Source organism: Plantibacter sp. CFBP 13570 (assembly GCF_014841395.1).
Classification (GTDB): domain Bacteria; phylum Actinomycetota; class Actinomycetes; order Actinomycetales; family Microbacteriaceae; genus Plantibacter; species Plantibacter auratus.
The window spans coordinates 1-9,102 of record NZ_JACYTW010000096.1; the positions used below are offsets into that span (position 1 = coordinate 1).

Here is a 9,102-nt window from a genome sequence, read left to right on the forward strand (position 1 = left end):
GGGCCGCCGCCTCGTCCGCCGCCGCAGGGGTGGGGGCCGACGCCGTGGCGCCGGCGGCTGCCGCATCGTCGTCCGACTGGCCGCCCGTCGTTCCCTGGGCTGCGCCGTTCACCGGCCGGTAGTGCTCGAGGATCGGCCACCAGGAGCGGTCCACGGAATCCTTGTCGACGAGGTACTGCTCGTACATCTCGTCGACGAGCCATTCATTGGCTCCGAATTCGTTCGTTGCGCCGTCATCGGCGCCCACTCCGGTCATCTGGCTCGACACCGTCGATCGCCCACTCTCTCCGTTGAATTCTCACTGTTTGCAGGCAGGGAACATGCCCGCACGATCCAGTCATCAAGCCTAAACCCATTCCGTCGTCGGTGCGGCTCGGACGCCGGTCGGGATACGGTGTTCTCATGCGGTTCATCGGTGAGATTCCCAGCCACGACCTGACGTACTCGGACGTGTTCCTCGTCCCCAGCCGCTCCGGGATCACGAGTCGACTCGACGTCGACCTGGCTCCGGACGACGGCACCGGCGCCACGATCCCGATCGTCTCCGCCAACATGAACTCCGTCACCGGGCCACGCCTCGCGGCGGCACTGGCGCGGCGCGGCGGACTCGGCGTCCTGCCGCAGGACATGCCGCTCCAAGAGCTCGACGCGGCGATCCGCTGGGTCAAGGAGCAGCCGGTCGCCTTCGACACGCCGCTGATCATGCGCGCCGATCAGACCGCGGCCGACGCCCTGCGCCTGATCCCCGCGGTCGCCGGTCACGGCATCGTGCTCCACGACGAGCGCGACGCCTTCGCCGGCTGCATCCCGGCCGCACGTCTCGCCACGGCGCTGCCCGACGCACGGCTCGGCGACCTCGCTCGCGGGTCGCTCGCCTCGATCGACGCCGACGACGTGACCGGTGGCCGGGCCGCGTTCGACCTCATGGTCGCCGCCGACCTCGAGTTCGCGCCCGTGCTGCACCACGGCGCCGTCGTCGGCACCCTCAGCCGGACGAGCGCGCTCCGGTCGACCATCTACACGCCGGCGCTCGACGCGTCGGGCCGGCTCCGGGTCGCCGCGGCGATCGGCATCAACGGCGACGTCGCCGTCAAGGCGCAGGCGCTCGCCGCCGCCGGGGTGGACGTCCTCGTGATCGACACCGCCCACGGGCACCAGGAGGGCATGCTCTGCGCGATCGCGGCCGTCCGTGCGCTCGGTCTCGGCCTCCCGATCGTCGCCGGCAACGTCGTGTCCGCCGTCGCGGTGCAGGACCTCGTCGACGCCGGTGCGGACATCCTCAAGGTCGGTGTCGGACCCGGTGCGATGTGCACCACGCGGATGATGACGGCGGTCGGACGTCCGCAGTTCTCGGCCGTGCTCGAGACGGCCGCGACCGCCCGCGCACTCGGCGCGAAGGTCTGGGCGGACGGTGGCGTCCGCTACCCCCGCGACGTCGCCCTCGCCCTCGCGGCCGGTGCGTCCTCGGTCATGATCGGGTCCTGGTTCGCCGGCACGATCGAAGCCCCCGGTGAGCTGCAGCGCGCCGCTGACGGGTCGCTCTACAAGGAGAGCTGGGGCATGGCGTCGACCAAGGCCGTGCACGAGCGCTTCGGTCGACTCGACCCGTTCGAACTCGCGCGGAAGACGCTCTTCGCCGAGGGCATCTCGTCCTCCCGCATCACGATCGACCCGCTCCGGCCCTCGGTCGAGGACCTCCTCGACATGATCACCGCCGGTGTGCGCTCGTCGTTCACCTACGCGGGTGCCGACTCGGTCCCCGGCTTCCACGAGCGCGCCATCGTCGGCGTCCAGTCGGCCGCCGGGTACGAGGAGGGCAAGGCGCTGCCCGTCTCCTGGTGAGCCGGGGCGCTGGTGCGGCGCGCACGACCGCGGTGGGATGATGGGCCCATGGTGGTGAACGGTGGGACGCACGGGTTCGGTGTCGGCATGCAGGTCCTCGTGCTCGTGGACCCGGGATCCGATCCCTCGACGGGGGAGCGTGCCTCCGGGGTCATCGTCGCGCCCGGCCGCCAGCGCGCCGCGGCGTTCGTCTCGGTGTGGACCGAACAGCTGACGACGTGGATCGTCGAGTTCGACGAACCCTTCACCGCGCCCGACGGTAGCGGCCCGCACGAATCGGCCGAGGTCCGCGAGACCTACCTCATCCCGGCGCCGTTCGCCGATGCGTCGGAGTCCGTCGACGCCTGACCGCCGTGTGCTCGCTCAGGCGAGCGACCGGTCCATGATGGCCGAGGAGAGTGCCTCCACCGGGCCGGCCGCCTCCAACGGGTTCGCGAGCAGAGTGAAGTCGACGCCGCCCAGGGGCGGGAGTTCCAGCCGGTTGCTCAGCATGACGAGGTCGCTCGGGATCAGGCTGCGCGGGAAGACCGCGACGCCGAGCCCGGCCCGCACCGCCGCGAGGACGCCGTTCACCTCCCTGGTACTGCAGGTGATCCGCCAGGTGCGCCCGGCGGCCTCGAGGGCGTCGATCGCCAGCTGCCGGGAGAGACTCGGATCCTGGTAGGCGATGAGGGGGACGGGCTGGCCCGGTTCGATCGTGGTCTTCTCGAGACCGACCCAGACCATCGAGTCGGTCCGTACGAGCTTGCCCTCGTTCTGGCCTGGGTGCATCTTGATGAAGATGAGGTCGAGGGCGCCCGCCTTCAGCCGACGGTAGAGCGGCCCGCTCTGGTTCACGGTGAGTTCGAGGTTCAGCTGCGGGTGACCCTGACGGAAGTGCCGCAGGATCCGGGGGAGCTGGGTCATCGCGAGGTCGTCGGCGGCCCCGAAGCGGAGGCGACCGCTCATCGCCGAGCCGGTGAAGTAGCTCTCCGCCGAGGCGTGTGCAGCGAGGATGGTCCGCGCGAACCCGGCCATCGCGTCACCGTTGTCGGTCAGGCGGACCGCCCTCGTGTCCCGGACGACGAGCCACCGGCCGGCGGCCTCCTCGAGCCGTCGGATCTGCTGACTGACCGTCGGCTGGCTCAACCCGAGCTGCGCGGCAGCGCGCGTGAAGTTCTTCGTCTCGGCGACGGCAAGGAAGGTGCGCAGCAGTGCGGGGTCGAACATGCGTGAGCCGATCATTCGGGAATCGAATAGGACTGATAGGGATCATCCTGCTCGGAAATGGCCGCGTCGGCAATAGCGTGGATGGGAGCCGACGGCCTCCGCGGCTCCACCCATACGACACGCACTCGACATACGAAACGCTGGCTCTCTCCGTGACCCCTCCCTCCGACACCGCCGTCGCTCCGCCGCCGCCCACCGCCCCCATGCCGATCGTGGGGGAGCGCCCCGCCTGGCGGGACACCTTCTCCTCGCTCCGCGTCCCGAACTTCCGACTCTTCACGATCGGACACATCGTCGTGACGACCGCGATCGGGATGCAGCGCATCGCGCAGGACTGGCTCGTCCTCGAGCTCTCCGGCAGCGTCGCCGCCGTCGGGATCACGGTCGCGATGCAGTTCGCGCCCATGCTGCTGTTCGGACTGCTCGGCGGGGTGATCGCGGACCGCTACTCCAAGCGCGTGCTGCTCATGATCACGCAGTCGCTCGCCGCCGTCCTCGCGGTCGCGCTGTCGATCCTGACGCTCAGCGGCGCGGTCGAGGTGTGGCACATCTACGTCATCGCCTTCATGCTCGGCCTCGTCACCGTCGTCGACAACCCCGCCAGACAGGTGTTCGTGAACGAGCTCGTTGGGCCGGCGAGGCTGCGGAACGCCATCAGCCTCAACTCCGCCGTCTTCCAGCTCGGCCAGCTCGTCGGTCCGGCCGTCGGCGGTGTCCTCATCACCGCCGTCGGTTCCGGGTGGTCCTTCGCGATCAACGCGCTCGCCTGCTCCGGCGTCGTGCTCACCCTGGCGCTCATGCGTGTCTCGGAACTCGTCCCGACCCCGGTCGTCGCGAAGGCGAAGGGCCAGCTCAAGGAGGGGCTCGGGTACGCCATGCGGAAGCCGGCCATCCGGTGGACGGTCATCATGGTCGCGTTCATGTCGGTGTTCGCCTTCAACCTGCCGGTCCTGCTCGCCGCCTACGCGTCGGACGTCTTCGACATCGGCGCGAGCGGCTACGGGTTCCTCAACGCCCTCGTCGCCGTCGGCGCGCTGACCGGGGCGCTCGCGTCGACGAGACGCGGGGGTGTGGACCTGCGCATCGTGATCGTCGCTGCGGCGGCGGTCGGCGTTCTGCAGGCGGCCGCCGGGGCGATGCCCGTGCTCCTCCCCTTCGCCCTCCTGCTCGTCGCGGGCGGGGTCGCGAACCTCCTCTTCATCACGGCGGCGAACTCCCTCGTCCAACTGTCGTCCAACATGGCGATCCGCGGCCGGGTGATGTCGCTGTACATCCTCGTGCTGCTCGGCGGGCAGTCGATCGGCGGCCCGCTCATGGGCTGGCTCGTCGAGGTCGCCGGGGCCCATGTGGGCATGATCGTCTCGGGCGGGGTCCCGGCGCTCGCCGCGGCGTGCATCGGCGTGCGGTTCCTCCTCGTGCGGCGTCGGAAGCGTCGCGCGGCCGAGGAGCGCCGGCGTCTCGCGGAGGCTGAGAAGAACCCCGGAAATCCGGGGTCCACAGCCGCGGATGTCCGATAGACTCGTCCGCACAATGGACGACCCTCCTTCAGACAGATCCCCCGGCCACCATCCCAGCCCCGTGCTGACCCGCTCACGGGAGACGACCGCCCACCCGGGCGACGGAACCCCCACTCCGGCATCGACCGCTCAGCACGGACGGGATCGTCATGTCTGAGTGGATCATGCTCGGCGTCGGCCTCGTACTGACCATCGGGACGGGTTTCTTCGTCGCCTCCGAGTTCGCGCTCGTGAACCTCGACCGCGCCGATCTCGAGGCCCGCCGCGACCGTGGTGAGACCCGCCTGACGATGACGATCGCAGCGCTCAAGATCACCTCGACGCACCTGTCGAGCGCGCAGCTCGGGATCACCCTGACCACCCTCCTCACCGGTTACACCATGGAGCCGGCGCTGTCGTCGATGCTCGCCGGTCCGCTCGGCTCCATCGGGATCCCCGAGGGCGTCGTCGCCGTCGTTGCGACGATCGTCGCGATCACCCTCGCCACGCTGCTCAGCATGATCATCGGCGAGCTCGTCCCGAAGAACTTCGCGCTCGCGTTGCCCCGACAGACGGCCAAGTTCGTCGTGCCGTTCCAGACGGCCTTCACCTGGGTGTTCAAGCCCGCCATCGTCGTCCTCAACGGCAGCGCCAACGGCTTGCTGCGGTCGATGGGCATCGAGCCCAAGGAGGAGCTGTCCGGAGCCCGGACGGCCGAGGAGCTGTCGTCGCTCGTGCGTCGATCGGCGCTCGAGGGCACACTCGAGGCCGACACCGCGACCCTGCTCAACCGCACCCTCCGCTTCTCGAGCCACGATGCGTCGGACGTCATGACGCCCAGGCCGCGCATCGCGTCGATCCAGCGTGGCGAACCCGCCCAGGCGGTGCTCGCCCTCGCGAGGTCGACCGGCCACTCGCGCTTCCCGGTCACCGATGCCGACGTCGACGACATCACCGGTGTCGTGCATGTCAAGCAGGCCATCGCGGTCCCGCGCGACCGACGCGGCGAGGTGCCCGTCTCGGCCCTGCAGTCGCCGGCCCTGCGCGTCCCCGAGACGATGAAGCTGGACGTGCTGCTCTCGCAGCTGCGCGGACGCGGATACCAGATGGCCGTCGTGGTCGACGAGTACGGCGGCACCGCCGGCGTGACCACCCTCGAGGACCTCGTCGAGGAACTCGTGGGCGAGGTCGCCGACGAGCACGACCGTTCGCGTGCCGGAGTGGTCCGCGGACGCGACTCCACGACCTTCCCGGGCAGCCTCCGTCCCGACGAGCTCCTCGAGCGAGCCGGCGTGCGCGTCCCCGAGGACGGCCCGTACGAGACGGTCGCGGGCTACGTCATGAGCGAGCTCGGACGACTCGCGGTCTCGGGCGACGAGCTCGAGCTCGAGGACGGCACGCTCCGCGTCGAGCGACTCGACGGCCGACGGATCGATCGGATCCGATTCACCCCGAGACCCGTCGTGTCGGAGGACGGTGGTGACGTATGAGCGACTGGGCAGGAATCGCCTGGCTCGTGGTGCTGCTGCTCGCGAACGCCTTCTTCGTCGGTGCCGAGTTCGCGGTCATCTCCGCGCGTCGGTCGCAGATCGAACCCCTCGCCGAGCAGGGGAGCCGGAGCGCCAAGACCGCGCTGTGGGCCATGGAACACGCCACGCTCATGTTGGCGACGAGTCAGTTGGGCATCACCGTCTGCTCGCTGCTCATCCTGAACGTCTCCGAGCCGGCGATCCACCACCTGCTGGAGGTGCCGTTGGCGCTGACCGGCTGGCCCGAGGAGACCATCGGCACGGTGGCGTTCATCATCGCGCTGCTGCTCGTCTCCTATCTCCACGTGGTCTTCGGCGAGATGGTCCCGAAGAACCTCTCCTTCTCGATCCCGGATCGCGCGGTCCTGCTGCTCGCTCCGCCGCTCGTCTTCGTGGCGCGCGTCTTCCGTCCGATCATCGTGTCCCTCAACGCGACCGCGAACGCCGTCCTCCGCCTGTTCCGGGTGGAGCCGAAGAACGAGGCCGCGAGTGCGTTCACGCTGGACGAGGTGGCGACCATCGTCGACCAGTCCACCCGCGAGGGTGTGCTCACCGACTCGACGGGTGCGCTCGTGGCGGCGTTCGAGTTCACCGAGAAGAAGGTCCACGACGTGGCCCTGCCGCTCGGGAGCCTCATCACGCTCACGGAGGAGGCCACCCCCTCGGACGTCGAGCGCGCCGTCGCCAAGTACGGCTACTCGCGGTACGTGATCGTCGACGACGAGTCGGTGCCGATCGGGTACCTCCACCTGAAGGACGTGCTGCGGTACGACGACCTCGACGGTAGTGGCGACGAGGAGCGGCCGGTGCCCGCGAAGCACATCAGGCAGCTCGTGTCGGTGTTCGAGGATTCGGACGTCGAAGACGCGCTGACCACGATGCGCCGCTCGGGAGCGCACGTCGCCCGGGTGTTCGACGAAGCGGGCGCCACCACCGGGGTCCTCTTCCTCGAGGACATCATCGAGGAGCTCGTCGGCGAGGTCCAGGACGCCACCCGGCGTCGCTGATCGGACGCCTGAGCGCTGAGACGACGACGGCCCGCACACGATCGCGTGCGGGCCGTCGTCGTGTCGGGGTCGCGCTCAGGCGCGCGGCTTGGCCCGCTCGTACTGGCCCGGCCAGGCCACCTCCACACCGAGCTCGGTGGCGGCGCGCAACGCGAAGTGCGGATCACGGAGCGCCTCGCGGGCGACCATGACCGCCTCCGCCTGCCCGTCGGCGACGATGGCCGCGGCCTGCTGGGCGTCGGTGATGAGTCCGACGGCGCTCGTGTCGACACCCGTCGACCCGATGTGCGCGGCGAATGGGACCTGGTACCCGGGGGAGAGCGGGATGCGGACGCCGCCGACGGCTCCACCGGTGGAGATGTCGAAGAAGTCGGCCCCGCGCTCGGCGCACCAGGCGGCGACGGTCGCGGTCTGGTGTTCATCCCATCCGTCGTCCACCCAGTCCGTGGCCGAGAACCGGACGAACAACGGGAGACCGGCCGGGAGGACCCCGCGAACCGCTTCGACGACCCGCAGAAGGAGCTTGGCCCGGTTCTCGAGCGAGCCGCCGTAGCCGTCCTCGCGGTGGTTGACGAGTGGTGAGAGGAACTGGTGCAGCAGGTAGCCGTGCGCCGCGTGGAGTTCGATCACCTGGAAGCCGGCGTCGACCGACCGGACGGCCGCCGCGCGGAAGTCGTCGACGACGCGGTCGATCCCCTCGTCGTCGAGGGCCTCCGGAACCGCGTAGCCCGGGAAGGCCTCGGGCGATGGAGCGACCGTCGACCAGCCACCCTCCTCGATCGGCACACTGCCGTGTCCGTCGGTGCCCCAGGGGGCGAACGTGGAGGCCTTCCGGCCGGCGTGCGCGAGCTGGATGCCGGGGACGGAACCCTGCTCGGTGATGAACGCGGTGATCCGTCGCCAGGCCTCGCGCTGTTCGTCGTTCCAGATGCCTGCGTCCTGGGGCGAGATCCGACCCTCGGGGCTGATCGCCGCCGCCTCGGAGATGACGAGGCCGAAGCCGCCCGCCGCGAACTGGCCGAGGTGCATGAGGTGCCAGTCGGTCGGGACGCCGTCCTGGGCGGCGACGCTGTACTGGCACATCGGGGCGATCCACAGGCGGTTGGGGATGGTGAGGTCGCGGATGGTGATCGGATCGAACAGCTGGGGCACGGAACTCCTCGGGTCTCTGGGCGACGGGCGTCGCCACCCGGCTCAACGTCCCGGCGCGCGCTCGGATTCCCGTCTCCGGGATGACCGACGATCGACGGCTCAGCGTCAGTCCGCCGCGACGACTGGCCTAGGGTGATGGCATGGCCGAACCGCGACTCTGGACCCCTGCCGACGCACGCGACTGGATCGCCGTGCCCGACGCCGAATCGGACAAGTACTCCCGGGGTGTCCTCGGCGTCGTGACCGGGTCCGACCGCTACCCGGGTGCCGCCGTCATCGGTGTCGAGGCGGCGATCCGCACCGGCGTCGGCATGGTCCGTTACCTCGGCGCGGACCGACCGGCGAACCTCGTGCTGCAGCGCCGCCCCGAGATCGTGACGGCGGAGGGGCGCGTGCAGGCGTGGCTCATCGGCTCCGGCATGGACCCCGGCAAGCTGACCCGCGAGGAGAGCTCCCTGCTCGACGCCGCCCTGCACGGGGGCGAGCCGGTCGTCGCCGATGCCGGTTCACTCCGTCGCGTCGCCGCAGGTGCCCACCAGCGGGCGTTCGGTGTCGACGAGTCGTGGCGCATCGTGGCCACACCCCACGTCGGTGAACTGGCGACCATGTTGAGCGGCCTGGGGAGCCCGGCCGAGGTCGAGGCCATCCGTGCCGACCCGGTGTCGTACGCGGCCGACGTCGCCGCCCGCCTCGGCATCGTCGTGGTGCTGAAAGGCGGCACGACCCACGTGGTCGCGCCTGACGGCGACGCCATCACGGTCTCCGGCGGATCGCCCTGGCTCGCGACCGCCGGCACCGGCGACGCCCTGGCCGGGATCATCGGGGCGCTCGTCGCCACGAACGCCGAGCGCGTGCTCGCCGACCCCG

Annotated in this window: 9 protein-coding genes; 6 read left to right on the forward strand and 3 right to left on the reverse strand. The window is 70.4% G+C overall.

The features are described 5' to 3' along the window. Positions 1 to 256: 2-oxoglutarate dehydrogenase E1 subunit family protein (locus IFT89_RS18830; protein ID WP_213014332.1), on the reverse strand; the 256-nt coding region annotated here is incomplete at its 3' end. A gap of 146 nt (positions 257 to 402) precedes the next feature. On the opposite strand from IFT89_RS18830, the gene IFT89_RS18835 reads away from it, so the two are divergent. Both IFT89_RS18835 and IFT89_RS18840 read left to right on the forward strand, forming a co-directional pair. Next, positions 403 to 1,842 carry a GuaB1 family IMP dehydrogenase-related protein gene (locus tag IFT89_RS18835; protein ID WP_202939726.1) on the forward strand — a complete coding sequence of 480 codons (1,440 nt, stop codon included), beginning with the start codon at positions 403 to 405 and terminating at the stop codon, positions 1,840 to 1,842. Between the two features lie 48 nt (positions 1,843 to 1,890). Next, the gene (locus tag IFT89_RS18840; protein ID WP_137243334.1) at positions 1,891 to 2,190 is read left to right on the forward strand and encodes a hypothetical protein; all 300 of its coding nucleotides are present in this window, start codon (positions 1,891 to 1,893) and stop codon (positions 2,188 to 2,190) included. 15 nt (positions 2,191 to 2,205) lie between these two features. On the opposite strand, the gene IFT89_RS18845 is transcribed toward IFT89_RS18840, so the two are convergent. After that, positions 2,206 to 3,051, reverse strand: coding sequence for a LysR substrate-binding domain-containing protein (locus tag IFT89_RS18845; protein ID WP_202939729.1), 846 nt, complete (start codon positions 3,049 to 3,051; stop codon positions 2,206 to 2,208). A 203-nt stretch (positions 3,052 to 3,254) separates the two neighbouring features. On the opposite strand from IFT89_RS18845, the gene IFT89_RS18850 reads away from it, so the two are divergent. The 3 genes from IFT89_RS18850 (at position 3,255) to IFT89_RS18860 (ending at position 7,083) form a co-directional block, all read left to right on the forward strand. Beyond that, the gene (locus IFT89_RS18850; RefSeq protein WP_202939730.1) at positions 3,255 to 4,568 is read left to right on the forward strand and encodes an MFS transporter; all 1,314 of its coding nucleotides are present in this window, start codon (positions 3,255 to 3,257) and stop codon (positions 4,566 to 4,568) included. Between the two features lie 149 nt (positions 4,569 to 4,717). Continuing rightward, entirely contained in the window at positions 4,718 to 6,037 is a 1,320-nt protein-coding gene (locus IFT89_RS18855) for a hemolysin family protein (RefSeq protein ID WP_137243333.1), read from the forward strand. Then, complete coding sequence (locus IFT89_RS18860; RefSeq protein WP_064295254.1) at positions 6,034 to 7,083, forward strand: hemolysin family protein; 1,050 nt, start codon at positions 6,034 to 6,036, stop codon at positions 7,081 to 7,083. Before IFT89_RS18855 ends, IFT89_RS18860 begins: the two co-directional genes overlap by 4 nt. 75 nt (positions 7,084 to 7,158) lie before the next feature. On the opposite strand, the gene IFT89_RS18865 is transcribed toward IFT89_RS18860, so the two are convergent. Beyond that, positions 7,159 to 8,235: an NADH:flavin oxidoreductase/NADH oxidase gene (locus IFT89_RS18865; RefSeq protein ID WP_202939727.1), complete on the reverse strand. Its 1,077-nt coding sequence runs from the start codon at positions 8,233 to 8,235 to the stop codon at positions 7,159 to 7,161. Positions 8,236 to 8,375: 140 nt separating this feature from the next. Here IFT89_RS18865 and IFT89_RS18870 point away from each other — a divergent pair. Next, positions 8,376 to 9,102 (forward strand): ADP-dependent NAD(P)H-hydrate dehydratase (locus IFT89_RS18870; RefSeq protein ID WP_202939728.1); only part of this gene is annotated, 727 nt, incomplete at its 3' end.